The organism is Serratia sp. X10, assembly GCF_017811775.1.
Taxonomy (GTDB): Bacteria; Pseudomonadota; Gammaproteobacteria; order Enterobacterales; family Enterobacteriaceae; genus Serratia; species Serratia ureilytica.
Genome location: NZ_JAEIOH010000002.1, coordinates 16,291 through 41,585 on the forward strand (window position 1 = coordinate 16,291; position 25,295 = coordinate 41,585).

26 protein-coding genes are annotated in these 25,295 nt (G+C 61.0%); 17 read left to right on the forward strand and 9 right to left on the reverse strand.

Annotated features, from left to right (window positions below):
* Positions 1–4 precede the first annotated feature (4 nt).
* Together J9788_RS05525 and J9788_RS05530 are read left to right on the forward strand one after the other, a co-directional pair.
* On the forward strand, positions 5–316 hold the full coding sequence (locus J9788_RS05525) for a type II toxin-antitoxin system Phd/YefM family antitoxin (RefSeq protein ID WP_227414437.1): 312 nt from the start codon (positions 5–7) through the stop codon (positions 314–316).
* Positions 313–669 (forward strand): type II toxin-antitoxin system death-on-curing family toxin, encoded by a 357-nt coding sequence (locus J9788_RS05530; RefSeq protein ID WP_025303801.1) that lies wholly within the window; start codon positions 313–315, stop codon positions 667–669. The genes J9788_RS05525 and J9788_RS05530 overlap by 4 nt, the downstream gene beginning before the upstream one ends.
* Before the next feature lie 9 nt (positions 670–678).
* Here the strand turns inward: J9788_RS05530 and mmuM are convergent, their stop codons facing one another.
* Together mmuM and mmuP are read right to left on the reverse strand one after the other, a co-directional pair.
* Entirely contained in the window at positions 679–1,617 is a 939-nt protein-coding gene (gene mmuM / locus J9788_RS05535) for a homocysteine S-methyltransferase (RefSeq protein ID WP_046896237.1), read from the reverse strand.
* Positions 1,607–3,016: an S-methylmethionine permease gene (gene mmuP / locus J9788_RS05540; protein WP_046896238.1), complete on the reverse strand. Its 1,410-nt coding sequence runs from the start codon at positions 3,014–3,016 to the stop codon at positions 1,607–1,609. Before mmuP ends, mmuM begins: the two co-directional genes overlap by 11 nt.
* Positions 3,017–3,193: 177 nt before the next feature.
* Between mmuP and J9788_RS05545 the strand changes: the two genes are divergently transcribed.
* From J9788_RS05545 to J9788_RS05560, 4 genes are all read left to right on the forward strand, one after another.
* Positions 3,194–4,033, forward strand: a complete 840-nt coding sequence (locus J9788_RS05545) for a ChaN family lipoprotein (protein WP_046896239.1) — start codon at positions 3,194–3,196, stop codon at positions 4,031–4,033.
* Between the two features lie 102 nt (positions 4,034–4,135).
* Positions 4,136–4,927 (forward strand): TonB family protein, encoded by a 792-nt coding sequence (locus J9788_RS05550; protein WP_182265500.1) that lies wholly within the window; start codon positions 4,136–4,138, stop codon positions 4,925–4,927.
* Positions 4,928–4,981: 54 nt separating this feature from the next.
* Positions 4,982–7,108 (forward strand): S9 family peptidase, encoded by a 2,127-nt coding sequence (locus tag J9788_RS05555; RefSeq protein WP_080350147.1) that lies wholly within the window; start codon positions 4,982–4,984, stop codon positions 7,106–7,108.
* Between the two features lie 123 nt (positions 7,109–7,231).
* Complete coding sequence (locus J9788_RS05560) at positions 7,232–9,472, forward strand: TonB-dependent receptor domain-containing protein (RefSeq protein WP_182265499.1); 2,241 nt, start codon at positions 7,232–7,234, stop codon at positions 9,470–9,472.
* 22 nt (positions 9,473–9,494) lie between these two features.
* Here J9788_RS05560 and J9788_RS05565 read toward each other — a convergent pair whose 3' ends face one another.
* From J9788_RS05565 to amiA, 3 genes are all read right to left on the reverse strand, one after another.
* Positions 9,495–9,950, reverse strand: coding sequence for a YaiI/YqxD family protein (locus J9788_RS05565; RefSeq protein WP_004936514.1), 456 nt, complete (start codon positions 9,948–9,950; stop codon positions 9,495–9,497).
* Positions 9,950–10,870 (reverse strand): oxygen-dependent coproporphyrinogen oxidase, encoded by a 921-nt coding sequence (hemF, locus tag J9788_RS05570; RefSeq protein ID WP_046896242.1) that lies wholly within the window; start codon positions 10,868–10,870, stop codon positions 9,950–9,952. Before hemF ends, J9788_RS05565 begins: the two co-directional genes overlap by 1 nt.
* A gap of 65 nt (positions 10,871–10,935) precedes the next feature.
* Positions 10,936–11,817, reverse strand: coding sequence for an N-acetylmuramoyl-L-alanine amidase AmiA (gene amiA / locus J9788_RS05575; protein WP_046896243.1), 882 nt, complete (start codon positions 11,815–11,817; stop codon positions 10,936–10,938).
* Between the two features lie 204 nt (positions 11,818–12,021).
* Between amiA and J9788_RS05580 the strand changes: the two genes are divergently transcribed.
* Positions 12,022–12,447, forward strand: coding sequence for a GNAT family acetyltransferase (locus J9788_RS05580; RefSeq protein WP_004936504.1), 426 nt, complete (start codon positions 12,022–12,024; stop codon positions 12,445–12,447).
* A gap of 42 nt (positions 12,448–12,489) precedes the next feature.
* Here J9788_RS05580 and J9788_RS05585 read toward each other — a convergent pair whose 3' ends face one another.
* Positions 12,490–12,888 (reverse strand): YgiW/YdeI family stress tolerance OB fold protein, encoded by a 399-nt coding sequence (locus J9788_RS05585; RefSeq protein WP_046896244.1) that lies wholly within the window; start codon positions 12,886–12,888, stop codon positions 12,490–12,492.
* Positions 12,889–13,062: 174 nt separating this feature from the next.
* Between J9788_RS05585 and J9788_RS05590 the strand changes: the two genes are divergently transcribed.
* The 10 genes from J9788_RS05590 (at position 13,063) to J9788_RS05635 (ending at position 22,595) form a co-directional block, all read left to right on the forward strand.
* Positions 13,063–13,527, forward strand: coding sequence for a DUF2919 domain-containing protein (locus tag J9788_RS05590; protein WP_033652563.1), 465 nt, complete (start codon positions 13,063–13,065; stop codon positions 13,525–13,527).
* Between the two features lie 157 nt (positions 13,528–13,684).
* Positions 13,685–14,272: an RpoE-regulated lipoprotein gene (locus J9788_RS05595; protein ID WP_094141701.1), complete on the forward strand. Its 588-nt coding sequence runs from the start codon at positions 13,685–13,687 to the stop codon at positions 14,270–14,272.
* Positions 14,273–14,454: 182 nt separating this feature from the next.
* The gene (locus J9788_RS05600; RefSeq protein ID WP_046896246.1) at positions 14,455–15,354 is read left to right on the forward strand and encodes a Dyp-type peroxidase; all 900 of its coding nucleotides are present in this window, start codon (positions 14,455–14,457) and stop codon (positions 15,352–15,354) included.
* Positions 15,355–15,554: 200 nt separating this feature from the next.
* Entirely contained in the window at positions 15,555–16,577 is a 1,023-nt protein-coding gene (locus J9788_RS05605) for a sulfate ABC transporter substrate-binding protein (protein ID WP_046896247.1), read from the forward strand.
* Positions 16,578–17,417: a sulfate/thiosulfate ABC transporter permease CysT gene (gene cysT / locus J9788_RS05610; RefSeq protein ID WP_033652561.1), complete on the forward strand. Its 840-nt coding sequence runs from the start codon at positions 16,578–16,580 to the stop codon at positions 17,415–17,417. It abuts the gene before it with no gap.
* A complete protein-coding gene (gene cysW / locus J9788_RS05615; protein WP_182265498.1) occupies positions 17,417–18,292 on the forward strand; it encodes a sulfate/thiosulfate ABC transporter permease CysW in 876 nt (291 codons plus the stop codon). The genes cysT and cysW overlap by 1 nt, the downstream gene beginning before the upstream one ends.
* Positions 18,282–19,370, forward strand: a complete 1,089-nt coding sequence (gene cysA / locus J9788_RS05620; protein WP_182265497.1) for a sulfate/thiosulfate ABC transporter ATP-binding protein CysA — start codon at positions 18,282–18,284, stop codon at positions 19,368–19,370. The genes cysW and cysA overlap by 11 nt, the downstream gene beginning before the upstream one ends.
* A gap of 81 nt (positions 19,371–19,451) precedes the next feature.
* Positions 19,452–20,333, forward strand: coding sequence for a cysteine synthase CysM (gene cysM / locus J9788_RS05625; protein WP_033644334.1), 882 nt, complete (start codon positions 19,452–19,454; stop codon positions 20,331–20,333).
* Between the two features lie 249 nt (positions 20,334–20,582).
* Positions 20,583–21,263, forward strand: a complete 681-nt coding sequence (locus tag J9788_RS05630; RefSeq protein ID WP_033652557.1) for a response regulator transcription factor — start codon at positions 20,583–20,585, stop codon at positions 21,261–21,263.
* A 6-nt stretch (positions 21,264–21,269) separates the two neighbouring features.
* A complete protein-coding gene (locus J9788_RS05635; protein ID WP_046896251.1) occupies positions 21,270–22,595 on the forward strand; it encodes an ATP-binding protein in 1,326 nt (441 codons plus the stop codon).
* A 76-nt stretch (positions 22,596–22,671) separates the two neighbouring features.
* Here J9788_RS05635 and crr read toward each other — a convergent pair whose 3' ends face one another.
* The 3 genes from crr to ptsH are packed head-to-tail and all read right to left on the reverse strand — an operon-like array spanning position 22,672 to position 25,262.
* On the reverse strand, positions 22,672–23,181 hold the full coding sequence (gene crr / locus J9788_RS05640; RefSeq protein WP_004936467.1) for a PTS glucose transporter subunit IIA: 510 nt from the start codon (positions 23,179–23,181) through the stop codon (positions 22,672–22,674).
* A gap of 49 nt (positions 23,182–23,230) precedes the next feature.
* Complete coding sequence (gene ptsI, locus J9788_RS05645) at positions 23,231–24,958, reverse strand: phosphoenolpyruvate-protein phosphotransferase PtsI (protein WP_004936461.1); 1,728 nt, start codon at positions 24,956–24,958, stop codon at positions 23,231–23,233.
* A 46-nt stretch (positions 24,959–25,004) separates the two neighbouring features.
* Positions 25,005–25,262 (reverse strand): phosphocarrier protein Hpr, encoded by a 258-nt coding sequence (gene ptsH, locus J9788_RS05650; RefSeq protein WP_024484477.1) that lies wholly within the window; start codon positions 25,260–25,262, stop codon positions 25,005–25,007.
* Between the last annotated feature and the right edge of the window lie 33 nt (positions 25,263–25,295).

Genomic DNA, 25,295 nt, shown 5'->3' on the forward strand with positions numbered 1-25,295 from the left:
CGGGTTGAATGACTGGCCCCCTGCGCCGTTGGCGCCGGGGGCTTTTTTATTTCCAGCGGACGTGGTACAAATAATCGTCAAATATGTACATGTACAGGTAAAGAAAATGACTACGATTAGCTACACGGCGGCGAGAAACAATTTGGCCGAGGTGCTTTTGGAAGCGCAAAAACAGCCGGTGGAAGTGACGCGCCGCGGACACGATGAGGTTTACATCATCAGTAAGGCCGACTATGAGGTTTTGGTCAAAGCCAAAGTGAAAGCGCGCATTCAGGCTAAACACGCGGATACGATTAAGGCGCTGGCGAATAGATGATCTTTTTGACCGCAGAGGATATTGCGGAGTTCAATGCTGAAATTGTGCCTCACGGCCGCCAGGAAGGCAGCAAAGTTGAGGCTGTAGCCAACCGCGTGCTCAATGCTTACCACTACGAGAACGTCACAGACGTATACCGCTTGGCCGCGCTCTATCTCATCGCCATCAGCCACGGTCACATTTTTCTTGATGGCAACAAACGTACGGCCTTCCAAAGCATGGCGCTATTTCTCGGTATTAATGGCATTGCACTGCGGGAAGACGCAGAACTGGTCGAAATTACGGTTGAAGCAGCTCAAGGCCGCCTCAACGTAGAACAAGCCGCTGAACACTTACGCCGGCTAACCGAATAACCCCCCTGCTCATTTCTTACAGCGCGCGGCGATGGCGCGAATATCCTGCGGCGTAGTGCGACAACAGCCGCCGATCAATTGTGCGCCGAGCGTGCGCCACTCCGTCGCCTGATCGGCCAGGCTGCCGTGCTCGCCGCCGCAGGCGTGCCAGGTTTTGCTGACGGCATCGTAATGCTCGCCGGAGTTCGGGTAGACCAGCAGCGGTTTGTCGGCCAGCGCGCCCAGTTGGCGCAGCGCCGGGGCGACCTTGTCCAGCGCGATGCAGTTGATGCCGATGGCCAACACCTGCGGATTGCCGCGCAGCGCGGACAGGACCTCCGTCAGCGGCGTGCCGTCGCTGAGATGTTGGCTGTCGCGCAGGGTGAAGGCGAACCAGGCGCCGAGCGTCGGGAACTCCTGCAGCAGCGTCAGCAGCGCCTGCAGTTCAGCGAACGACGGCAGCGTTTCGCAGGCCAGCAGATCGACGCCGGCGGCGGCCAGCGCGGCGAGGCGCGGGCGGTGGAAGGCAATCATGTCATTCTGCGCCAGCCGGTAGTCGCCGCGGTATTCCGAGCCGTCGGCCAGATAGGCGCCGTACGGGCCCACCGAACCGGCGATCAACAGCGGCGCCGCCTGCGGGTGTGCGGCCAGATAATCGCCCCGCGCGCGTTGCGCCAGCTGTACGCTTTTGGCGATCAGCGCCAGCGATTGATCCTGATCCAGGCCGCGGCGCGAGAAGCCCTGCGGCGTGGCCTGATAGCTGGCGGTGATGGCGCATTGGGCGCCGGCGTTGAAATAATCGAGATGCACCTGATAGATAAGCTCGGGATTTTCAATCAGCACCTTGGCCGACCACAGCGGATCGGTCAGATCGCAGCCGCGCGCTTCCAGCTCGGTGGCCAGCGCGCCGTCCAGGATCAGCGTCGGCCGTTCGGCCAGCAAACGAGCGACGGGGTTGTTAACCGACATGTTGTTCTCCTAAAGCGTTTTTTTGCCCGGCGCGCCGGGTCAGGAAATAGGTGAGGTAGCACAGGGCGACGAACGGCAGCCCGCAGTAGAGCGCGATGCGCTGCTCCGGATCGAACGCCAGCCCGATGCAGGCCAGCAGGCACAGCGCAAAGCCGAGGATCGGCGTCAATGGATAGCCGGGCGCACGGTATTTCAGGCCGCTTATCGGCTGGCCGCTGCGCAGATAGGCGCGGCGGAAAGCATAGTGGGCGGCGCAGATGCTCAGCCACACCGCCACCACCGCAAAGCCGGAGATCGCCGACAGGGCGACGAACACCGTATCCGGCGCGATCACGCTGGTCAGCAGCGCCAGCACGCCGCCGAGCATGCTGAAGGTCAGGGCGTTGATCGGAATGCCGCGCGCATTGACGCGCGCAAAGTAGGCCGGCAGGGTGCGCTGGTGGGCCAGCGACCACAGCATGCGCCCCGAGGCGTACAGGCCGGAGTTGGCCGCCGACAGGATGGCGGTCAGGATCACGAAGTTGAAGATATCGGCGGCGTAAGGCACGCCGATGCGTTCAAACACCAGCACGAACGGGCTTTTGACGATCCCCGCCTGATCCATGGGGATCAACGCCGCCAGCACAAACACCGTGCCGATAAAGAACAGCATCAGGCGGATCACCGTGGTGCGGATCGCCAGCGGCACGACTTTCTCCGGGTTCTCGGTTTCACCGGCGGCGATGCCGATCAGTTCCGTGCCGGAGAAGGCGAAGTTCACCGCCACCATGGTCATCAGGATCGGCAGCGTGCCGTGCGGCAGCCAGCCGGAAGCGGTCAGGTTGTGCAGGAACGGCGCCGGCGTGCCGTCTTTCATCGGCAGCAGGCCGAACATGGCGGCGCCGCCCAGAATGATAAACGCCAGAATGGTCACCACTTTGATCAGCGAAAACCAGAACTCGCTTTCGGCAAAAAAGCGGGTGGTCACCACGTTGAGCAGGAAAATGGCCGCGCAGAAGATCAGACACCACAGCCACACCGGCGACTGCGGGAACCAGTACTGCATGCAGAATCCGGCGGCGGTCAGGCTGGAGCCCAGCGCCACCGTCCAGGTGAGCCAATACAGCCAGGCGACGGCATAGCCGGTGGCCGGCCCCAGATAGCGCGAAGCATAGACGTGAAAGGCGCCGGTTTCCGGCATCGCCACCGACAGCTCGCCCAGGCACAGCATCACCAGATATACCACCAGCGCGCCGATCAGGTAGGCCAGCAGCGTGCCGAGCGCCCCGGTGGTGGAGATGATGTAGCCGGTATTGAAAAACAGCCCGGTGCCGATCACGCCGCCCAGCGACAGCATCACCAGATGCCGGGCCTTCATGCTGCGTTTGAACTGCCCTGCGGCGGGCGCCGATGAGTGCATAATAATCTATCCGTATAGACGTCTAAATATCTGAATGGCTATTGGTTATACCCGCAATGCCGTTTCAACGCAATGCGTCACCGGCGATCGCCGCGTAAAAAAATCGTCAGGTCAGATCTATATGAAAATGATAATTATTATCTATAATGTCGCCATTTTCGCTAATGGGGCAACATGATGAGATATCTGATTTTATTGGCGGCGTTGGCGCTCGGCGCCTGCAGCCAAACGCCGGTGAAGACGCCGGCCAGCGACGTCGCGAGCATGGGGAATATCACCGATCTGCACAGCGGCGTGACCCTGACGCCCGAGCAGCTGTTGACGCGGTTGGCGCAGCAGCCGCGGGTGATCGTGGGGGAAAAGCATGACAATCCTTACCACCATCAGATTGAGCAATGGCTGGTGCAGCAGCTGCCGCAACGGCGGCCGCAGGGCAGCGTGCTGATGGAGATGATCAACCCGAACCAGCAGGCGCAGGTCGACAAGGTCAAGCAGTGGCTGCAGAGCGATCCCACGGTGCGTGACGGCCGCGTGGCGGAGCTGATCGCCTGGCAGCCGGGCTGGAAGTGGGAACTGTATGGCGGGGTGACGATGGCGGCGATGCGCGCGCCTTACCCGCTGTGGTCGGCCAACCTGGATCGCAGCGAGATCGCGGCGTTCTATCAGCAGCCGCAGTTTCCGGCGGGGCAGCTCTCGTCGCAGCCGGCGGTGCGCAAGGCGCTGGAAGAGACCATCCGCACTTCGCACGGCGGCCAGATTGAGGCCGCGCAGCTGCATGCGATGCTGGCAATCCAGCAACAGCGCGACAGGCGCATGGCGGAGCGCCTGCTGGCGGCGCCGACGCCCGCGCTATTGATCGCCGGCGGTTATCACGCCGCCAAATCGGTGGGCGTGCCGCTGCACGTGCGGGATCTGCAACCGGCGGCGGCGCCGACGGTGCTGATGCTGGCGGAGCCGGGCGTACAGGTTGACGCGCACACGGCGGACTACCTGTGGATCACACCATCAGTGAAATGAATACGTTAAGGCAGTGAAAAGGGGTGTTAATTATAGTTGCAAATGATTATCATTAGTAAATGTGATCTGCAATCATTCGCAATTAAGTAAGCTAATGCCCCTATGTTAAGTCAGTCTTATCCCCCTCCGGCCTTTGCGCAGCCGCGCTGGGCGCGCGGCTTGCTGCTCGCCCTGGCGGCGCACGCGGCGTTAGCGTTGCTGTTTTATTGGCCGCAGACGGCGCTCGAGCCGGTCGAGCTGCCGCCGCCGGCGGTGATGATGAGCTGGGCGGCGCAGATTGAAGCGCCGGAAAGCAAACCGTTGCCGCTGGGCGTGCAACAGGCGGAATCCGCTGCGGCGCAGCCGGCGGAACAGCAGCAACAGCCGGATCTGCCCAAGCTGGCGCGCGCCGATAAAGCGAAGATCGTGACGGCGGACAAGAAGCGCGCCGAGCACCGTCCCCCGCAAAAAGCGCAGCCGAAACCGCAGGAACAGGCGAAAGAGACGCGCAACGCCGCCGCATCCAGCGCCGCTGCGCCGCAGGCGCAGACGCTCTCTCACCAAACCGCCGCTCCGATCAACAGCGACGCCAACAGCAACGCGCAGGCCAAGCTGTCGTGGGAGAGCCTGGTGAAGGGCAAACTGAACCGCATCAAAGAGTATCCCCCGGATGCCCGCAACCGCCGGCGCAGCGGCATGCCGCAGGTCAGTTTCAGCGTCGATGCGCAGGGGCGGGTATCGAACGTGACCCTGCAGATCCGTTCCGGCACCGCGTCATTGGATCGGGAAGCGGTGGCGGTGGTGTCGCGCGCGCAGCCGTTGCCGCCGCCGCCGCCGGAGATGCTGCAGCAGGGGGCCGTCAGGGTAAGGATGCCGATCGATTTCAATCTGGCGGAGCTGAATGCCCGCCGTTAATGCCCGCAGACGCGGCAGCGCCGCCGTCCGGCTCTTCAAACTTCGTGAGGGATTATGAATCCGCTGTTATTTACCCCGCGCCGTCGCATCGCGGCCGCGCTCTGGCTTTCTTTAGGCATCGCAGGCGCCGCGCTGGCGCAACCGCAGCCGCCGTTGGCGGAACGGGCGCCGAAAGCGCTGACGGCCCACGGCGAGACGCGTACCGACGATTACTACTGGCTGCGCGACGACAGCCGAAAAGAGCGGAAGGTGCTGGACTACCTGAAGGCGGAGAACCGCTACACCGAGCAGATGATGGCGCCGTACCAGACGCTGCGCGCCACGCTGTATCAGGAGATGCTGGGCCGTATGAACCCTGACGATCGTTCGGTGCCGTATCAGCTCAACGGCTATCGCTATCAGGAAAGCTACGCCGCCGGTAAAGATTTCGCGCGGTATCAGCGCCAGGCGCTCACCGCCGACGCGCCGTGGCAAACCCTGTTGGACGCCAATCAGCGCGCGGCCGGCCATGCCTATTATCGCCTGGGGGCGATGGACGTCAGCCTGGACAACCGCCGCCTGGCGGTGGCCGAAGATCTGCAGGGCCGCCGCCAATACCGCATCTCCCTGCGCGAGATAGACAGCGAACGCTGGTCGCCGGAAACGCTGGAAAACACCTCCGGCAACATGGTATGGGCCAACGATAGCCAAACCCTGTTCTACGTGCGTAACCACCCGCAAACGCTGTTGCCGTACCAGGTTTATCGCCATCAGTACGGGACGCCGACGGCGGAAGATAAGCTGGTGTACCAGGAAAACGATCCGGCGTTCTACCTCAGCCTCGGCCGTTCTTCTTCGCGCGATTACCTGATTCTGACCATCAGCGGCAACACCACGTCCGAAGTGCGCCTGATCGACGCCAGCCAGCCGCAGCGCGAGCCGCAGCTGTTCGCCGCCCGGCAAAACGGCCGCGAGTATTATCTCGATCACTACCGCGGCGAGTTCTATCTGCGTTCCAACCATCAGGATCCGAACTTTGGCCTGTACCGCACGGCGGCGGCGGGCAAACCTTGGCAGACGCTGATTGCGCCGCAGGCGCAGCATGAGGTGGAAAGCTTCAGCCTGTTCCGCGACTGGCTGGTGGTGCAGGAACGCGCCAACGGGCTGGTGCAGCTGCGGCAAATCAGCTGGGATGGCAAAACCGAGCGCGCCATCCCGTTCGACGACGCCAGCTACATGGCCTGGCTGGGCTATAACCCGGAGCCGGACAGCGATCGTTTGCGCTACGGCTATTCGGCGATGACCACGCCGACCCGCACCTATGAGTGGGATCTGAACAAGGGCGAGCGCACTCTGCTCAAGCAGCAGGAAGTGAAAGGCGTCGATCCCAGCCTGTATCACAGCGAGCGCATCTGGGTCACGGCGCGCGACGGCGTGAAGGTGCCGGTCTCGCTGGTGTACCGCAAGTCGCTGTTCAAGAACGGCCATAACCCGCTGCTGGTCTACGGCTATGGCGCTTACGGCATGAGCATGGATCCGGCGTTCAGCGCGAACCGCATCAGCCTGCTGGATCGCGGCTTCGTCTATGCGCTGATCCACGTGCGCGGCGGCGGCGAACTGGGGCAGAGCTGGTACAAACAGGGCAAGCTGACGCACAAACCGAACAGCTTCAACGATTTCATCGACGCCACCCAGGCGCTGATCAACGGCGGCTACGGCCAGCCGGGGCGCATCTACGCCATGGGCGGCAGCGCCGGCGGTTTGCTGATGGGGGCGGTGATCAATCAGGCGCCGCAGCTGTACAACGCGGTGGTGGCGCAGGTGCCTTTCGTCGACGTGGTGACCACCATGCTGGACGACAGCATTCCGCTCACTACCGGCGAATACGAGGAGTGGGGCAACCCGCACCAGCCGGCCGCCTATGCGCTGATGAAGTCCTACAGCCCGTATGACAACGTGCGCAAACAGCGCTACCCGAACCTGCTGGTCACCAGCGGTTTATACGACTCGCAGGTGCAGTATTGGGAGCCGGCCAAATGGGTGGCGAAGCTGCGGCGTTTCAAACAGGGCGATTCGCTGCTGCTGCTCTCCACCGACATGACCGCCGGCCACGGCGGCAAATCGGGCCGCCTGGCGCGGCTGGAAAACGGCGCGCTGGAGTACGCCTTTATTCTGGCGGCGGATCGGCGGGCGCAGAAATAACCTTCAGCGCCGCGGCACGCTGCGGCGCAATAAAACAATAACAACCTTTTATACCGCGCTTTCGGCGGGCTTTTTGCTGGGCATTGTCGGCCATCAAACCTTATTGGCTATTTCTGGGGATATATGAAAATTAAAATGATAGCGAGCCTGATCGGCGCGGGACTGGTGCTGCACGGGCAGGCTGTGGCCGCGCAGGAACAGGCGGAAAACAATAAAGGCAGCGTGGCGTTCAGCCCGCTCAACGTCTCGGCCGCCGACGGCGGCAAAAGCAGCGAAAAAGACGCGTTGGCGAGGCCGGGCGCGTTCAGCTCGCGCGACGAGAACCAAAATCTGGAGTCGGTGGACAGCATTCTGCGCAGCATGCCGGGCACCTATACCCAGATCGACCCCGGCCAGGGATCGGTCAGCGTCAATATCCGCGGCCTGAGCGGCTTCGGCCGGGTCAACACCATGGTCGACGGCATTACGCAAAACTACTACGGCAACTCCCCGAGCGATGCAGCGCACGGCGGCATGCCCACCAGCCAGTTCGGGGCGCTGATCGATCCGAACTTTATCGTCGGCGTCGATGTGGCGCGCGGCAACGCCACCGGTTCCGACGGCGTTAACGCCTTGGCGGGCAGCGCCAACTTCCGCACTATCGGCGTGGACGACGTAGTCTTTGGCGACAACCCGTTCGGCGTACGCACCAAATTCTCGGTGGGCAATAACGGCATCGGTCGCAGCGGCATGATCGCCGTGGGCGCCAAAACCGCCGCCTTTGCCGACGGCGGCAGCCTGGGGGCGATGGCGGCGATCAGCGGCAGCTCCATCACCTCCAACTACAAAAACGGCGCCGGTTTCGACAGCGAGATGTTCAACGTCGATAAAACCTACCGCCAGAACCCGAAATCTCAGCTGTTCAAAGTGGACATCAAGCCGGATGCCTTCAACAGCATCGAACTGTCGGCGCGCCGCTACCAGAATAAAATCACCCGCCGCCACATCGACAGCGACGATTTTTACCTCAAATACCACTACGCGCCGTTCTCGGAACTGATCGATTTCAAATTGACCGCCAGCACCAGTCGCGGTGAGCAGAAGTTCATGTCCAACAACATGGCGGGGTTCAGCGACAGTACGGCGAAAAACATTTCCGATGCGCTGGATATCAACAACACCAGCCGTTTCAGCCTGCGGGATATTGATTTCGCCTTCAGCTACGGCGGCAAGCTGGTACGCAACGAGTATAAGAAAAAGGCATCCGGGCTGGTGACGGATCAGGATCAGGCGGAAAGCATGCCGGTGGGCATTGCCGGCAAACAAGATATCTCCAGCCTGTACAGTGGGTTGCAGGCCAACTACGGCATCTGGCAGGGAAATGTCGACCTGAACTACACTGCCTATCGCCTCTCCGGCTACAAGCCGGCCTGTGATGAGCGCGTAGAGTGCTTCCCTCAGGGCGCCGGCACTATCAACCGCAACGAACACGGCTTCAACCCGTCGGTCATGCTGTCGGCGCAGGTGACGCCGTGGCTGCAGCCGTTCGTCAGCTACAGCAAGTCGATGCGCGGGCCGAATATCCAGGAAGTGTTCTTCGCCAACAGCGGCGGCCAGTCGATGAACCCGTTCCTGAAGGGTGAAAAAGCGGAGACCTGGCAGGGCGGGTTCAACGCCAATGCTCACGATCTGTTGTTCAAGCAGGACAGCTTCCAACTGAAAGCGGTCTATTTCGAAACCAGGATCAAAAACTACATATCCAGCCAAACCTACCTGGTGTGTAAAAACCGTCAGAAGTGCAACCGTTCGCAGGCGACGCAGGAAGAGTGGGATAACGCGGACATCAACGTCAGCATGACCATGTACAGCAATGCTCCCGATCCGGTCAAAACGCGCGGGGTGGAGCTTGAAGCGCTGTACGACGCCGGTTTCGCCTTCACCAAGCTGTCGTTAAGCAAGGAGCATACCTCCCAGCCGACCAACCAGGCCAGCAACGTATTCGGCGCGGGCGATATCAGCGAGCTGCCGGAATTCTACTTCACGCTGGACAGCGGGGTGCGCCTGCTGGACGAAAAACTGACGCTGGGCGGGGTGGTGAAATACACCGGCAAGTCGGTGCGCCTGTCGCCGGACTCTGATTACGATGAGAATGAGCAGTTGCTGAAGGAGCCGGCGCCGCATATTCCGACCATTATCGATCTGTACGGCACCTATCAGGTGAATCGCAATCTGCTGCTGAAGCTCAGCGTGCAAAACCTGATGGACAGAGACTATTCGGACGCGCTCAACAAGATGAACTCGCTGCCGTCGCAGTCGCAGTATGAGACGCCGACCAACACCGCCCGTGGGCGCACCTATATCTTCGGCGGGGAGGTGCGCTTCTAAACCGCAGCAGAGCAGGGCGCAGTCACTGCGCCCGTTTCGCCTGCAGCAGCCATTTGTCCAGCTCGTTGGCGAACTGCTGGCGGTCGCGCTGGTTCAGGGCGTTCGGGCCGCCGGTCTGAATGCCGCTGGCGCGCAGGGTATCCATAAAATCGCGCATGTTGAGGCGCTCGCGAATGGTGTCCGGCGTATAGCGTTCGCCGCGCGGGTTCAGCGCCACCGCGCCTTTCTCAATCACCTCCGCCGCCAGCGGAATGTCGGCGGTGATCACCAGATCGCCCGCTTCGCAGCGGCGCACGATCTCGTTATCGGCCACGTCGAAGCCGGCCGCCACCTGCAGCGAACGGATGTATTTCGACGGCGGCGTGCGCAGCGGTTGGTTCGCCACCAGCGTCACGGTGATGGCGGTGCGATCGGCGGCGCGGAACAGCACCTCTTTGATCACGTTCGGACAGGCGTCCGCATCGACCCAAATCTGCATTATTTCGGCTCCTGCAGCCAGTCGCGCACCGGCAGGAAATCGCGCGCCAGCGCCGCTTCCGGGCTGCCTGTGTCCGGCTGGTAGTTATATTCCCAACGCACCAACGGCGGCATCGACATCAGGATGGACTCGGTGCGCCCGCCGGTTTGCAGCCCGAACAGCGTGCCGCGATCCCACACCAGGTTGAACTCCACATAGCGGCCGCGGCGATACAGCTGGAACTGGCGCTCGCGCTCGCCCCAGGTCAAGGCCTTGCGTTTTTCGACGATCGGCAGGTAGGCGTCGAGGAAGCCCTGGCCCACCGCGCGGGTGAAGGCGAAACAATGGTCGAAATCCGGGGTGTTCAGATCGTCGTAGAACAGGCCGCCGATGCCGCGCGCTTCGTTGCGATGCTTGATGAAGAAGTAATCGTCGCACCACTGTTTATATTTGGGGTAGACCTCGTCGCCGAACGGCGCGCACAGCTCGGCTGCGGTGCGGTGCCAGTGCACGGCATCCTCTGCGAAGCCGTAGAACGGCGTCAGATCAAAGCCGCCGCCGAACCACCATACCGGCGCTTCGCCCGGCTTTTCAGCGATGAAGAAGCGCACGTTGGCGTGGCTGGTGGGCACGTAGGGGCTGAGCGGATGGATAACCAGGGAGACACCCATCGCCTGGAAGCTGCGCCCGGCCAGTTCCGGACGGTGCGCGGTCGCCGAGGCCGGCAGGGTGGCGCCGGAGACGTGCGAGAAATTGACCCCCGCCTGTTCGAACACCGCGCCGTTGGTCAGCACACGGCTGCGGCCACCGCCGCCTTCTTCACGCGTCCATTGGTCTTCGGTGAACACGGCGGCGCCATCGGCCTGGGCGAGCTGCGCGCAGATATGATCCTGCAGCGCCAGCAGGAAGGATTTTACTTCAGCGATGTTAGGTAAACTCATGCGGGGTCTTTATAGCGTCTGGCTGAACAAGGCGCTGAGTATACTCTTATTCGCCGCCCGCGGCATCAGCGGGGTTTGCGTTGGTGTGCGTCGAAGTAGTCGAAGAAGTTGACGATGCCGTCCGCGATGGCGCGGGCGATTTTCTCGCGAAACGCGGTGGTGCCCAGCAGCCGTTCTTCGTTCGGGTTGGTGATGAACGAGGTTTCCACCAGTACCGAGGGAATGGACGGGGATTTCAGCACCGCGAACGCCGCCTGTTCGGTGCTGTCGCTGTGCAGATGGTGTACCGGACGAATTTGGCCGAGCACGTGGCGGCCGAGCGTCAGGCTGTTGTTGATGGTGTCGGTTTGCACCAGATCGAACAGCACCTGCTGCAGGTAGTTGTCCTGATCCTTGTATTTGCCGCCCGCTACGTCGTCGGCGGCGTTTTCACGGTTGGACAGGTAGCGCGCCATGGCGCTGCTGGCGCCGCGGTTGGAGAGGGCGAATACCGAAGCGCCGGAGGCCGACGGGCTGGTAAAACCGTCGGCGTGAATGGAAATGAACAGATCGGCCTGGTGCTGGTGGGCGATCTCCACCCGCTGGAACAGCGGAATGAATTCGTCTTCTTCGCGCGTCAGGCGCGCCTCGATGTGATCGTGCTCATGCAGGAAACGGCGCACGTGGTTGGCGATTTCCAGCACGATGTGTTTTTCCTGCGAGCCTTCGTGGCCGACCGCGCCGGAGTCGATGCCGCCGTGGCCGGGATCGATCATCACCCGCTTTTTGCCGCCGGCCGGTTTCGCCGCCGGTTTGCTGTGCTGATTGCGCAGCAGGCCTTCCGCCTTGGCGCTTGGGTTTTTCACGCCGAACAGCGCGACCGCCAGGCCGGAAAGCAACAGTTGGCGTCGCGTAGGGGAAACGGCAAGCGGCTTAAAATTGAGGAATGGTTTACCCTGCTTTTTCATTACGCAACGCTCCGTCGACGATTCTATTTCGCGACGTTATATCGTATTGATTATCATTAATCGACCCGATAACTATTTCCATTTATTACGCCTGTTACCGGCGATTTCGGGGCAAATAGCGCGGTAAATCGCAGTTTGATATTGCGTAAGTGAATAATCACGCGATAATCAGATAAACACCTTAATTAACAGCGGCCAACATCGATGGAAATTCGCGTATTTCGACAAGACGACTTTGAAGAAGTCATTACCCTGTGGGAGCGCTGCGATCTGCTGCGGCCCTGGAACGATCCGGAAATGGACATCGAGCGCAAGCTGAACCACGACCCGGAGCTGTTCCTGGTGGCGGAAGTCGGCGGCGAAGTAGTCGGTTCGGTGATGGGCGGCTATGACGGCCACCGCGGATCGGCGTATTACCTCGGGGTGCACCCTGACTATCGCGGGCGCGGCATCGCCAATGCGTTGATCAACCGTCTGGAGAAGAAGCTGATCGCCCGCGGCTGCCCGAAGATCCAGATTATGGTGCGCGAAGACAACGACACGGTGGTTGAGATGTACGAGAAGCTCGGCTACGAGATCCAGGGCATCACCAGCCTGGGCAAGCGGCTGATCGAAGATCAGGAATATTGATCGAGCGGCGGGCGGCGGCGTTGCCCCGCCCGCCGCAACGCATTACGGCAGCTTTTTGACGGTTTTCACGTCCACTTCGAGGCTGTTCCAGTCTTTATCCACTTTCCCTTCCAGCTGCACCTTGTCTTTCGGCGTAACGGTCTGGCCGTTCCAGCGTTTGCGGTCGATATCGACCGTCAGGGTGCCGGTGGCGTCGCGGAAGGTATAGGTTTCGTCGCCGATGCGCTGTTCGATGTTGCCCTGCAGCATCACCCAGGTGTCGTCGCTCAGCGATTTCACCTTGTCCACGGTGGTCAGCGCCGCGCTGGGGCCGGAGAAACCACCTTGTGCGGTGGTTTGCGTTTGAGCCTGCGGCGCGGCCGGATCGAGGAACCCGCCTTGTTGCGCCAGTACCGGTGCGCTGCACAGCGCGATCAGAGTGGCCAGAGTCAGTTTTTTCATGTTGCGCTTCCTTATCGTTATCGAAAATCACATCCCGCTGATATCGGGTGCTTGCTAAGTGATAAGGATTAAAACACGCCGATCTTAAGAGCTTCTTAAGCCGACGCATTGAAATTCCCATCGCCGGCGCCCATCTGTAGCCATAGTCTTTATTCTGTTGGCAAGGAACGAGCGTTGAAGCCATTCTCACCCCGGTTTTCCCCGGACGATTACGATCAGCACGGCGCGCTGCGGCTGCCGCTGGGATTTTGGGCCGTGCTGATTTTGCAGGCGCGCACCTGGCTGTTGTTCGTGATGGCCGGCGCTTCGCGCGAGCAGGGCGAAAGCTTGTTGGCGTTGTTTTATCCGGATACCCAACGCTTTTGGTACGGCATGCTGCTCGGTCTGCCGGCGGCGCTGGCGTTTTTGCTGAGCGGCCGTCGCCACCAGTGGCCGCGACTGTGGCGCGGCTGGCGCTGGGGGCTGGCTGTCTCGCTGCTGGCGTCGTTCGGCGGCTCGCTGTTCAGCCTGTGGCGCCAGGACGGCGATGCGCCGGGGCTGGAGCTGACGTTGGCGCTGCTCGACGCGCTGGCGCTGAGCTATCTGCTGCTGAATGCGCGTCTGAAAGCCTGTTTCGCGCCAGCGGAGCGCGCCGACTAATTGCCGAGAAGTGCGGCACTTTTCGCATTTTCCGCACTCCAAGCTGGCAACCGTTGGCGTAGTGCGGGCCGTTGTGAGAGGCTGGCACGCAGCAAAACGCCGAATGCGGCAGGAGCGGGTGACCCGCCCCATGCCATTGATGTCTAAGGAGCTAGAGATGAATATTCGCCCCCTGTTGTTAGGGCTTCCGCTGTTACTGACCGGCTGTTCGAGCATGTCTAATTTCTCTTGGTCCAGCCTGTCGCCGTTTAACTGGTTCGGCAGCAGCCTGGAAGTCGGCGCCAAGGGCGTCGGCAAGCTCAACGCCGGCACGCCGATGTCGGAAAGCGCCATCAACGACGGGCTGGACGGCAACTACCGCCTGCGCGGCGGCATGGCGACTAACAACGGCCAGATCGTCTCTTACTATCAGGCGCTGTCCGGCGACGAAGTGAAGCTGGTGATCACCGGCGAACCGAAAGGGCGCCTGCAGCGGGTGGACGTGATGGATCCGAAAGTGGCGACGGAGTGGGGCAACAAGCTCGGCACGCCGTTTGGCGACATGTACAGCAAGGCGTTTGGCTCCTGTAAGCCGGGCAGCGGTGAAGACGCCGGTAAAGTGGAGTGCGTGGCGGAGCAGAGCAAATACGTCACCTACATCTTCAGCGGCAAGTGGGCCGGAGCGCAGGATATCATCCCGCCGGACGACACCCTGAAAAGCTGGACGGTCAGCAAAATCATTTGGCACGCCAAGCCGCAGCAGTAACGCGTTCAACGGGCGCCGGTTCCCGGCGCCTGCTTGTCCAAATCATTACCCCTATTTTCTTTGCGCTGCTGCAAGGCAATCGCCTGTGCTTGCGGTATGATAGCGCGCGTTTGTAACAGGGACCCCGCGCGTCAACCGCCATACCTTACCTGTTGCCGGATTCTGGTATTGAGGATAACAACATGACACAGGTTCAGAGCGGCATTCTGCTGGAGCACTGCCGTTTCGCCATTTTTATGGAAGCCAGCGTACAGGGCGAATTCGCCGATTTGCGCCAGGGCTGCAAACAGTTTTGTCAGACGCTGAGCGAGCTGCAGCAGCAGTTCCCCGATGCGCGCCTCGGCGCGGTGATCGCTTTCGGCTACGACGTCTGGCACGATCTCTCCAGCGGCCAGGGCGCGAAAGAGCTGAAGCCGTTCACGCCGCTCGGCAAAGGGCTGGCGCCGGCCACCCAGCGCGATATGCTGATCCACATCCAGTCGCTGCGCCACGACGTCAACTTCACGCTGGCGCAGGCCGCGCTGGCGGCGTTCGGCAGCGTCATCAAGATTGAGGAAGAAACCCACGGCTTCCGCTGGGTGGAAGAGCGCGATCTGAGCGGCTTCATCGACGGCACCGAAAACCCGCAGGGCGACCAGCGCCCGGCAGTGGCGACGATCGCCGAGGGTGAAGAGGATGCGGGCGGCAGCTACGTGCTGGTGCAACGTTACGAGCACAACCTGCGCCAGTGGCAGCGTTTTACCACCGAACAGCAGGAGCAGATCATCGGCCGCACCAAGCACGACAGCGAAGAGCTGCCGGCGGATCGGCGTCCGGATACTTCGCACGTCAGCCGTGTCGATCTGAAAGAGGACGGCAAGGGCCTGAAGATTCTGCGCCAGAGCCTGCCTTACGGCACCGCCAGCGGCAAGCACGGCCTGTTCTTCATCGCCTATTGCGCGCGCCTGCACAATATCGAGCAGCAGCTGCTGAGCATGTTCGGCGATCTGGACGGCAAACGCGACGCAATGCTGCGTTTCAGCCGTGCGGTCACCGGCAGCTACTACTTTGCGCCATCGCTGACGCGCCTGCTGTCACTTTGACGCCGTTGCCGAAGCCGGCGCGTCCGGCTTCGGTCTGTTTTCCCGCCCCAAAACGCCTCGCATTTCCTGCCTTATAGCGTTTGATGCTTGTAAATCACTAAACGGTATATAAAAGCGTTACAGCTCCGCACCGAGTTATAAATACACTGGTCGTCAATAAGGCGAAAGCCTGAAGGAATGACTCAGTGATAAGGTGCAGAATGAAACAAAACCGGGTTAAAAATCTCGTGCTGAAAAGTTGGCTGGCGGCTGCGCTGTTGGCGAGCGGCGCCGCGTCGGCGGCGGAATTGCTGAACAGCTCTTATGACGTTTCCCGTGAATTGTTCGTCGCGCTGAATCCCGGCTTTGAACAGCAGTGGAATCAGCAGCATCCGAATGACAAGCTGACCATCAAACAATCGCACGCCGGCTCGTCGAAGCAGGCGTTGGCGATCCTGCAGGGCCTGCGCGCCGACGTGGTGACCTACAACCAGGTCACCGACGTGCAGATCCTGCACGATCGCGGGCAGCTGATCCCGGCGGACTGGCAGTCGCGTCTGCCGAACAACAGCTCGCCGTTCTATTCCACCATGGCGTTTTTGGTGCGCAAGGACAACCCGAAGGGCATCCACACCTGGAACGATTTGGTGCGCGACGACGTGAAGTTGGTGTTCCCGAACCCGAAAACCTCCGGCAACGGCCGTTACACCTATCTGGCCGCCTGGGGCGCCGCCAGCCAGGCCGACGGCAACGATGCGGCCAAGACCCGCGCCTTCATGACCCGTTTCCTGAAAAACGTGCTGGTGTTCGATACCGGCGGCCGCGGCGCGACCACCACCTTCGTCGAGCGCGGTTTGGGCGACGTGCTGATCAGCTTTGAGTCCGAAGTGAACAACATCCGCAAGCAATACGGTGAAGACAAGTACGAAGTGATCGTGCCGCCGGTCGATATTCTGGCGGAGTTCCCGGTGGCCTGGGTCGACAAAAACGTCGCGCGCAACGGCACCGAACAAGCGGCCAAAGCCTATCTGAACTATCTCTACAGCCCGGCGGCGCAGCAGGTGATCACCAGTTTCTACTACCGCGTGTATGACCAGAAAGCGATGGCGGCGGCCAAGGGGCAATTCCCGGACACCCAACTGTTCCGCGTGGAAGATCAATTCGGCGGCTGGCCGCAGGTGATGAAAACCCACTTCGCCACCGGCGGCGAGCTGGATCAGCTGTTAGCGGCAGGGCGCAAGTAAATGTTGGCGTTGTCGTCCAGTAAGCGGGTGCTGCCCGGATTTGGCCTCAGCCTCGGCAGCAGCCTGTTTTATACCTGTCTGATCCTGCTGCTGCCGCTCAGTGCGCTGGTGATGCAGCTGGCGCAGATGAGCCTGGCGCAATATTGGGAAGTGATTTCCAACCCGCAGGTGGTGGCGGCGTACAAAGTGACGCTGCTGGCGGCCGCTGTCGCCAGCCTGTTCAACGCGGTGTTCGGCATGCTGATGGCCTGGATCCTGACGCGCTACCGCTTTCCCGGCCGTTCGCTGCTGGATGGCCTGATCGACCTGCCGTTCGCGCTGCCGACGGCGGTAGCCGGCCTGACGCTGGCCGGCCTGTTTTCCACCACGGGCTGGTACGGGCAGTGGCTGGCGCACTTCGACATCAAGGTCACCTTCACCTGGCTTGGGATCGCGGTGGCGATGGCGTTCACCAGCCTGCCGTTTGTGGTGCGTACCGTGCAGCCGGTGCTGGAAGAGTTAGGGCCGGAGTACGAAGAGGCGGCCGAGACGCTGGGCGCCACGCGCTGGCAGAGTTTTCGCCGCGTGGTGTTGCCTGAGGTGGCGCCGGCGCTGCTGGCCGGCACCGCCATTTCCTTTACCCGCAGTCTGGGCGAGTTCGGGGCGGTGATTTTCATCGCCGGCAACATCGCCTGGAAGACGGAAGTGACCTCGCTGATGATTTTTGTGCGTTTGCAGGAGTTCGATTACCCGGCGGCCAGCGCCATCGCCTCGGTGATCCTGGCGGCGTCGCTGCTGCTGCTGTTCAGCATTAACGTCTTGCAAAGCCGCTTCGGCAGACGTTTGGGAGGAGGGCACTGATGGCTGATATTTCCGCCTTCAACGGCGCCGAGCGCCCGCGCGTCAACTGGGGCAAGTGGACGCTGATCGGCATCGGCACGCTGTTTTCGGTGCTGCTGCTGGTGGTGCCGATGATATCGATTTTCGCCGAGGCCTTCTCCAAAGGATTCGGCGCGATGTGGAGCAATTTGCTCGATCCGGACATGCTGCACGCCATTTGGCTGACGGTCCTGATCGCGCTGATCACCGTGCCGTTCAACCTGGTGTTCGGCACGTTGCTGGCGTGGCTGGTGACGCGTTTTACCTTCCCCGGCCGCCAGCTGCTGCTGACGCTGATCGATATCCCGTTCGCCGTTTCACCGGTGGTGGCGGGGCTGATTTATCTGCTGTTTTACGGCAGCAACGGCCTGCTGGGTGGCTGGCTGGATGCGCATAACATCCAGATCATGTTCTCCTGGCCGGGCATGGTGCTGGTGACCATTTTCGTCACCTGTCCCTTCGTGGTGCGCGAGCTGGTGCCGATGATGCTCAGCCAGGGCAGCCAGGAAGATGAGGCCGCCATCCTGCTGGGGGCGTCCGGCTGGCAAATGTTCCGCCGCGTGACGCTGCCCAACATTCGCTGGGCGCTGCTGTACGGCGTGGTGCTGACCAACGCGCGCGCCATCGGCGAGTTCGGCGCGGTGTCGGTGGTGTCCGGTTCGATTCGCGGCGAAACCTACAGCCTGCCGCTGCAGGTCGAGCTGTTGCAGCAGGATTACAACACCGTCGGGGCCTTTACCGCCGCCGCCCTGTTGACCCTGATGGCGATCGTTACCCTATTTTTGAAGAGCGCGCTGCAGTGGCGTCTGGAACGTCAAAACGCGCGTCTCGAGCGGGAGGAAAATCATGAGCATTGAGATTAACGGCATCAACAAGTCCTTCGGTCGCACCAAGGTATTGAACGATATCTCGCTCGATATTGCTTCCAGCGAAATGGTGGCGCTGCTCGGGCCGTCCGGTTCCGGCAAGACCACGCTGCTGCGCATCATCGCCGGGCTGGAAAGCCAGAGCGGCGGCAAGCTGGGCTTCCACGGCACCGACGTCAGCCACATGCACGCGCGCGACAGGCGCGTGGGCTTCGTATTTCAGCACTATGCGCTGTTCCGCCACATGACGGTGTTCGACAACATCGCCTTCGGCCTGACCGTGCTGCCGCGCCGCGAGCGCCCGAACGCCGCGGCGATCAAACAGAAAGTCACTCAGCTGCTGGACATGGTGCAGCTGGGCCACCTGGCTACCCGCTATCCGTCGCAGCTGTCCGGCGGCCAGAAACAGCGCGTGGCGCTGGCGCGCGCCCTGGCGGTGGAACCGCAGATTCTGCTGCTGGATGAACCGTTCGGCGCGCTGGATGCGCAGGTGCGCAAAGAGCTGCGCCGCTGGCTGCGTCAGCTGCATGAAGAGCTGAAATTCACCAGCGTGTTCGTCACCCACGATCAGGAAGAGGCGATGGAAGTGGCCGACCGCATCGTGGTGATGAGCCAGGGCAATATCGAACAGGTTGGCTCGCCGGAGGAGATTATGCGCGAGCCGGCGAGCCGCTTTGTGCTGGAATTCATGGGGGAAGTGAACCGTCTGAACGGCGAAATTCGCGGCTCCCAGCTGTTCGTCGGTGCGCACCAGTGGCCGCTGTCGTTCCAGCCGATGCATCAGGGCAGCGTCGATCTGTTCCTGCGCCCGTGGGAAATGGAAGTGGCGACCGAAAGCAGCGAACGTTGCCCGCTGCCGGTTCAGGTGCTGGAAGTCAGCCCGCGCGGCCACTTCTGGCAGCTGACGGTGCAGCCGATCGGCTGGCACCAGGAACCGATCGGCGTGGTGCTGCCGGAAGGCAACGCCACGCCGGTGCGCGGCGGCCGTTATTACGTCGGCAGCCTCAATGCGCGGCTGTATGCCGGCGATCAACTGCTGCAACCTGTTGCGTTAGCCAAAAGCGCCTGATAGGTTTTAGCAGCCCTTTTCTTCAAGGCAACCCCAGGGTTGCCTTTTTACTTTACGCACACCAACACACAGGCAAAGATCGTGACAACGCTCGAACAATGCATCGGGAATACCCCGCTGGTAAAACTGCAACGGCTGGCCGCCCAGGCGGGCAGCGAGGTATGGGTCAAACTGGAAGGCAACAATCCGGCGGGATCGGTGAAGGATCGCGCTGCGTTGGCGATGATCCAGCAGGCGGAGCTGCGCGGTGAGATCAGGCCCGGCGACGTGCTGATTGAGGCCACCAGCGGCAACACCGGCATTGCGCTGGCGATGATCGCTGCATTGAAAGGCTATACGCTGAAGCTGCTGATGCCGGAGAACATGAGCCTGGAGCGGCAGGCGGCGATGCGTGCCTACGGCGCCGAGCTGATCTTGGTCAGCCGTGAGCAGGGCATGGAAGGGGCGCGCGATCTGGCGCTGGAGATGCAGCGTCAGGGGCAGGGCAAGGTGCTGGATCAGTTCAACAACCTGGACAATCCCTACGCCCATTTCACCACCACCGGCCCGGAGATTTGGCGTCAAACCGAAGGGCGCATCACGCATTTCGTTTCCAGCATGGGCACCACCGGCACCATTACCGGCGTGGGCGGTTACCTGAAGAGCCAGAATCCGCAGGTGCAGATCATCGGCCTGCAGCCGGCGGAGGGCAGCAGCATCCCCGGCATTCGCCGCTGGGCACCCGCTTACCTGCCGGGTATTTTCCGCCCGGAGTTGGTGGATCAGGTGCTGGATATCGAACAGGGCGATGCCGAGCAGACCATGCGCCAGCTGGCGCAGCGTGAAGGCATCTTCTGCGGCGTCAGCTCCGGCGGTGCGGTGGTCGGCGCCTTGCGCGTCGCCGCGGCTCACCCCGGCAGCGTGGTGGTGGCGATTGTCTGCGACCGTGGCGATCGCTACCTGTCTACCGGCGTGTTCGGCTGAGCGTGCCCTCCCGACGGTGTACTCCGTCGGGAAAACCTTTCCACTTTCCTTTCGACAGATGGCAGCCCCGCTTGCGGCGGCTGCCGCTTGCTCGTGCGCCAATGCCATGACTGAAGTAGAGAAATCCCGCGACAGCAGCCACACTAACGGTGGCGAGACGCCAGGAGCGATGTGTAAGGATTGAGTAAAACTGGCTGCGGACCAGCGAAATTGGCGGGAAAATAACGAAAATCGGTGAAGGAGCAAGGCATGAAAATTTTACTGGTCGACGATGACCTGGAGCTTGGCACCATGCTGAGCGAATACCTGACGGGCGAAGGTTTCGACGCCACGCTGGTACTGACCGGTAAGGCGGGGGTAGAGGGCGCGCTGTCGGGCGACTATACCGCGATGATCCTCGACATCATGCTGCCGGATATGAGCGGCATCGACGTGCTGCGCGACGTGCGCAAAAAGAGCCGGCTGCCGATCATCATGCTGACCGCCAAAGGTGACAACATCGATCGGGTGATTGGTCTGGAGATGGGCGCCGACGATTACATGCCCAAACCCTGCTATCCGCGCGAATTGGTGGCGCGTTTGCGCGCGGTGCTGCGCCGTTTCGAAGAACGGCCGCAAGAAGCGGACGACGAGGCCGCCATCAGCGTTGGCGAGCTGACGCTGAATCCGTCAACCCGCAGCAGCGAATGGCGCGGCAAGGCGTTTGATCTGACCGCTTCGGAATTCAATCTGTTGGAGCTGTTGCTGCGCGCGCCGGACCGCGTGGTGTCTAAGGACGAATTGTCCGAGAAGGGGCTGGGGCGCCCGCGTGAAGCCTATGACCGCAGCGTGGATGTGCATATCAGCAATATCCGCCAGAAGCTGAGCGCGTTGGCCGGCAATACGCTGAGCATCGAAACGGTGCGCAGCATCGGCTATCGCATCCGGTAACCTGACATGCGCGGAAGACTGTTCTGGAAAATTTTGCTCGGCTTTTGGCTGACCTTTCTCATCATGACGCAGGCCCTGTGGGTGGCATTTTCTCTTTATGGCGATCGCTATGTGCCGCCGGAGAACGCCATGGCGCGGCGGGCGATCGGCCTGCAGCTGACCTCCGCCGCCACCCAATTGCGCAGCGGCGGCATGCCGGCGCTGGAAGCGCTGATGCGCGACTGGCCCGAGGACGACAGGCGTCTGCTGTCGGTTACGCCGATGACTCAACCGCCGCCGCCCGCGCCGGAAGAGCCGCTGTTTGAAGGGCGGCGGATGCCGAAAGCGATTTCCGCCTGGGTGCAGACCGGGGAAGGGCAGGGATACTGGCTGAGTTATAACGTGCGCGGGCTGCGCGAAGAGTATCGGCCGGAGCGGCGTTCCCATTTCTTTAATATTCCTGCGCCGATGTTGTGGGTCGGCGGGCTGGGCGGTTTGCTGTTCAGCGCCGTACTGGCCTGGAACCTGACCCGGCCGATGCGTCAGCTGCGCGGCGGCCTGGATCGGGTGGCGCAGGGCGATCTGTCGGTGCGGCTGTTCCCGAAAATGCGGCGCCGTCATGACGAGCTGTCCGACGTGGCGCGCGATTTCGACACCATGGCCGAGCGGCTGGAACTGCTGGTCAGCGCCCGCGAGCAGCTGCTGCACGATGTTTCGCACGAACTGCGTTCGCCGCTGGCGCGCCTGCAGTTGGCGATCGGCCTGGCGCGGCAGAATGCCGGCAACGTCGAAACCTCGCTCAAGCGCATCGAACATGAGTCGGGGCGGCTGGACAAAATGATCGGCGAGCTGCTGGCGCTGTCGCGCACCGAACACAGCAGCCTGCCGGACGAGGAGTACTTCGATCTGTACGGCCTGGTGGACGCGGTGGTGAGCGATGCGCGCTACGAGGCGCAGGTGCCCGGCGTGGAGATCGTGCTGCAGGCCGAGTCGGACGTGGAGTATACCGTCAAGGGCAATGCGGAGCTGATGCGGCGCGCGGTGGACAACATTGTGCGCAATGCGCTGCGCTTCTCCAGCCAGGGCCAGCGGGTGACTGTGGCGCTGTTGCGCATCGACAACCAGTTCCAGCTCGCCGTCAGCGATCAGGGGCCGGGCGTAGAGGAGTCGAAACTGTCGAGCATCTTCGATCCATTCGTGCGCGTGAAGTCGGCGCAGTCGGGCAAGGGCTACGGCCTGGGGCTGGCGATTACCCGCAAGGTGGTGTTGGCGCACGGCGGCCAGGTTGAGGCGCGCAACGGCGACAAAGAGGGGCTGATCATTACCCTGCGTATCCCGCGTTGGTCGTCATAACGTAGCGAGATTGGGATACGACGAAGGGGATAAAAAAAACGGCGCCGAGGGCGCCGTTTATCATGCTCATTCGCGATTACTTCTTGATGCGGATGATCGGGGTTTCGCCAACGGTCACGCTGCCGGACAGTTTGATCAGCTCTTTGATCTCGTCCATGTTGGAGATAACGACCGGCGTCAGGGTAGACTTGGCTTTCTCTTCCAGCAGTGGCAGGTTGAACTCGATAACGACGTCACCTTTCTTGACGCGCTGACCTTCTTCGGCGATGCGTTTGAAGCCTTCGCCTTTCAGTTCTACGGTATCGATGCCGAAGTGGACGAACAGCTCAATGCCGCTGTCGGATTCGATAGAGAATGCATGGTTGGTTTCGAAAATCTTACCGATGGTGCCGTCAACCGGAGCAACCATTTTGTTGCCGGCCGGTTTGATGGCGATACCGTCGCCAACGATTTTTTCAGCGAACACTACGTCCGGCACATCTTCGATATTGACGATTTCGCCAGAAAGGGGAGCGACGATCTCGATAGTGCCCGTGTCTTTCTTGTCATCAGAAACCAGAGATTTCAGTTTATCGAACAAACCCATGATCTTCTCCTAAGCATTAAATTGGGCGGCGTTCCAGTGTCGTGGAAGTTTAGCAGAGCGTTTTTTCTTCGATGAATTTATTGACGCAATTCATCAGGTCTTGTGCCGTTGGCTGTGCCAAGGCTTGCGCTGCCAACGCCTTCACATCTTCGAAATTCGTGTTGCGAATAATTTTCTTGATGCGCGGGATTGAAATCGCACTCATGCTGAACTCATCCAGCCCCATGCCCAATAACAACAGTGTAGCACGCTCATCGCCAGCCAGTTCGCCGCACATGCCGGTCCACTTGCCTTCCGCGTGAGATGCATCAATAACCTGTTTGATCAGGCCAAGCACTGATGGGGACATCGGGTTATAGAGATGAGAAATCAGCTCGTTGCCGCGATCTACCGCCAGAGTATACTGGGTTAGATCGTTTGTCCCAATACTAAAGAAGTCGACTTCTTTCGCCAGGTGGTGAGCGATGACCGCTGCAGCCGGTGTTTCCACCATCACGCCCACTTCGATGCTCTCGTCAAACGCCTTGCCTTCTTCGCGCAGCTGCGCCTTCAGCGTCTCGATTTCGCCTTTCAGATCGCGCACTTCTTCCACGGAGATGATCATCGGGAACATGATGCGCAGTTTGCCGAACGCCGAGGCGCGCAGGATGGCGCGCAGCTGGGCGTGCAGAATTTCACGGCGGTCCATCGCGATGCGGATGGCGCGCCAGCCGAGGAACGGGTTCTCTTCCTTCGGCAGGTTCATGTACGGCAGGTCTTTGTCGCCGCCGATGTCCATGGTGCGGACGATCACGGCCTGCGAGCCCATGGCTTCCGCCACGGCTTTATAAGCCTGGAACTGCTCGTCTTCGGTTGGCAGCGAGTCGCGGTCCATGAACAGGAATTCGGTACGATACAGGCCGACGCCTTCCGCGCCGTTGCGCTCTGCACCCGCGACGTCGCGCACGGTGCCGATGTTGGCGCAGACTTCAACCTGATGGCCGTCCAGCGTAATCGCCGGCAGGTCCTTCAGCTTGGCCAGATCGTTTTTCTCGGTGATGTATTGGTTCTGGGCGGCTTTCAGCTGATCGATAACGTCAGCGGTCGGGTTAACGTAAATCTGGTTGTTAACCGCGTCCAGAATCAGATAGTCGTCGTTCTTCACCTGCTTGGTCACGTCGCTGGTGCCGACGATCGCCGGCAGCTCCAGGGAGCGCGCCATGATAGAGGTGTGGGAGGTGCGGCCGCCGAGATCGGTAATGAAGCCCAGCACTTTGTCCAGGTTCAGCTGTGCGGTCTCGGACGGGGTCAGATCGGTGGCCACCAGGATCACTTCGTCCTGAATGGAGCCCAGATCGACGATAGGCATGCCCAGAATGTTCTGCAGCAGGCGTTTGCCGATGTCGCGCACGTCGGCGGCGCGTTCTTTCAGGTATTCGTCGTCCAGCTCTTCCAGCGCTTTGGCCTGGCCTTCGATCACGGTGTAGGCGGCGGCGTCTGCGGAGGCCAGATCGTCTTTGATTAGGGCTATGATTTCCTGCTCAAGCTCTTCGTCTTCCAGCAACATGATGTGGCCTTCGAAGATAGCTTCCTTCTCTTCGCCGAAGGTTTCGCCAGCTTTGGTCTTGATCGCTTCCAGCTGTTCGGACGCTTTCGCGCGGCCGGCCAGAAAACGCGAGACTTCCTGCTCTACTTGATCAGCAGAGATTTTCTTCCGGTTGATGACAATGTCGTCTTCTTTCAGCAAGAGAGCCTTACCAAAAGCGATGCCCGGTGATACTAAAATGCCTGAAATCATAACCCTACCTTACTCTTGACTGGTGTTAACTAAAAAGACGGGCCGATTACTCAAGCTCTGCCATCAGTTTTACCAAGTGCTCAACGGCTTTCTGCTCGTCTTCACCAACAGCTTCGATGGTCACTACGGTCCCTTGAGTCAGCCCCAGAGTTTGCAGTTTGAACAGGCTTTTGGCGCTGGCGCTTTTGCCGTTGGAGGTTACGGTGATGTCAGACGTGAAGCCTTTGGCTTCTTTAACGAACTGAGCGGCAGGGCGAGTATGCAGACCATTCGGAGCGGTAATAGTAACTTCTTGCTGGAACATTGATGTTTCCCCAACTTATTGGATTAATGTTGT

Excerpts from the sequence above, each read along its gene's own strand:
- J9788_RS05530 (WP_025303801.1), top strand. The coding sequence starts at position 313 with ATGATCTTTTTGACCGCAGAGGATATTGCGGAGTTCAATGCTGAAATT.
- mmuM (WP_046896237.1), bottom strand. The coding sequence starts at position 1,617 with ATGTCGGTTAACAACCCCGTCGCTCGTTTGCTGGCCGAACGGCCGACG.
- mmuP (WP_046896238.1), bottom strand. The coding sequence starts at position 3,016 with ATGCACTCATCGGCGCCCGCCGCAGGGCAGTTCAAACGCAGCATGAAG.
- J9788_RS05545 (WP_046896239.1), top strand. The coding sequence starts at position 3,194 with ATGAGATATCTGATTTTATTGGCGGCGTTGGCGCTCGGCGCCTGCAGC.
- J9788_RS05550 (WP_182265500.1), top strand. The coding sequence starts at position 4,136 with ATGTTAAGTCAGTCTTATCCCCCTCCGGCCTTTGCGCAGCCGCGCTGG.
- J9788_RS05555 (WP_080350147.1), top strand. The coding sequence starts at position 4,982 with ATGAATCCGCTGTTATTTACCCCGCGCCGTCGCATCGCGGCCGCGCTC.
- J9788_RS05560 (WP_182265499.1), top strand. The coding sequence starts at position 7,232 with ATGAAAATTAAAATGATAGCGAGCCTGATCGGCGCGGGACTGGTGCTG.
- J9788_RS05565 (WP_004936514.1), bottom strand. The coding sequence starts at position 9,950 with ATGCAGATTTGGGTCGATGCGGACGCCTGTCCGAACGTGATCAAAGAG.
- hemF (WP_046896242.1), bottom strand. The coding sequence starts at position 10,870 with ATGAGTTTACCTAACATCGCTGAAGTAAAATCCTTCCTGCTGGCGCTG.
- amiA (WP_046896243.1), bottom strand. The coding sequence starts at position 11,817 with ATGAAAAAGCAGGGTAAACCATTCCTCAATTTTAAGCCGCTTGCCGTT.
- J9788_RS05580 (WP_004936504.1), top strand. The coding sequence starts at position 12,022 with ATGGAAATTCGCGTATTTCGACAAGACGACTTTGAAGAAGTCATTACC.
- J9788_RS05585 (WP_046896244.1), bottom strand. The coding sequence starts at position 12,888 with ATGAAAAAACTGACTCTGGCCACTCTGATCGCGCTGTGCAGCGCACCG.
- J9788_RS05595 (WP_094141701.1), top strand. The coding sequence starts at position 13,685 with ATGAATATTCGCCCCCTGTTGTTAGGGCTTCCGCTGTTACTGACCGGC.
- J9788_RS05600 (WP_046896246.1), top strand. The coding sequence starts at position 14,455 with ATGACACAGGTTCAGAGCGGCATTCTGCTGGAGCACTGCCGTTTCGCC.
- J9788_RS05605 (WP_046896247.1), top strand. The coding sequence starts at position 15,555 with ATGAAACAAAACCGGGTTAAAAATCTCGTGCTGAAAAGTTGGCTGGCG.
- cysT (WP_033652561.1), top strand. The coding sequence starts at position 16,578 with ATGTTGGCGTTGTCGTCCAGTAAGCGGGTGCTGCCCGGATTTGGCCTC.
- cysW (WP_182265498.1), top strand. The coding sequence starts at position 17,417 with ATGGCTGATATTTCCGCCTTCAACGGCGCCGAGCGCCCGCGCGTCAAC.
- cysA (WP_182265497.1), top strand. The coding sequence starts at position 18,282 with ATGAGCATTGAGATTAACGGCATCAACAAGTCCTTCGGTCGCACCAAG.
- J9788_RS05630 (WP_033652557.1), top strand. The coding sequence starts at position 20,583 with ATGAAAATTTTACTGGTCGACGATGACCTGGAGCTTGGCACCATGCTG.
- J9788_RS05635 (WP_046896251.1), top strand. The coding sequence starts at position 21,270 with ATGCGCGGAAGACTGTTCTGGAAAATTTTGCTCGGCTTTTGGCTGACC.
- crr (WP_004936467.1), bottom strand. The coding sequence starts at position 23,181 with ATGGGTTTGTTCGATAAACTGAAATCTCTGGTTTCTGATGACAAGAAA.
- ptsI (WP_004936461.1), bottom strand. The coding sequence starts at position 24,958 with ATGATTTCAGGCATTTTAGTATCACCGGGCATCGCTTTTGGTAAGGCT.
- ptsH (WP_024484477.1), bottom strand. The coding sequence starts at position 25,262 with ATGTTCCAGCAAGAAGTTACTATTACCGCTCCGAATGGTCTGCATACT.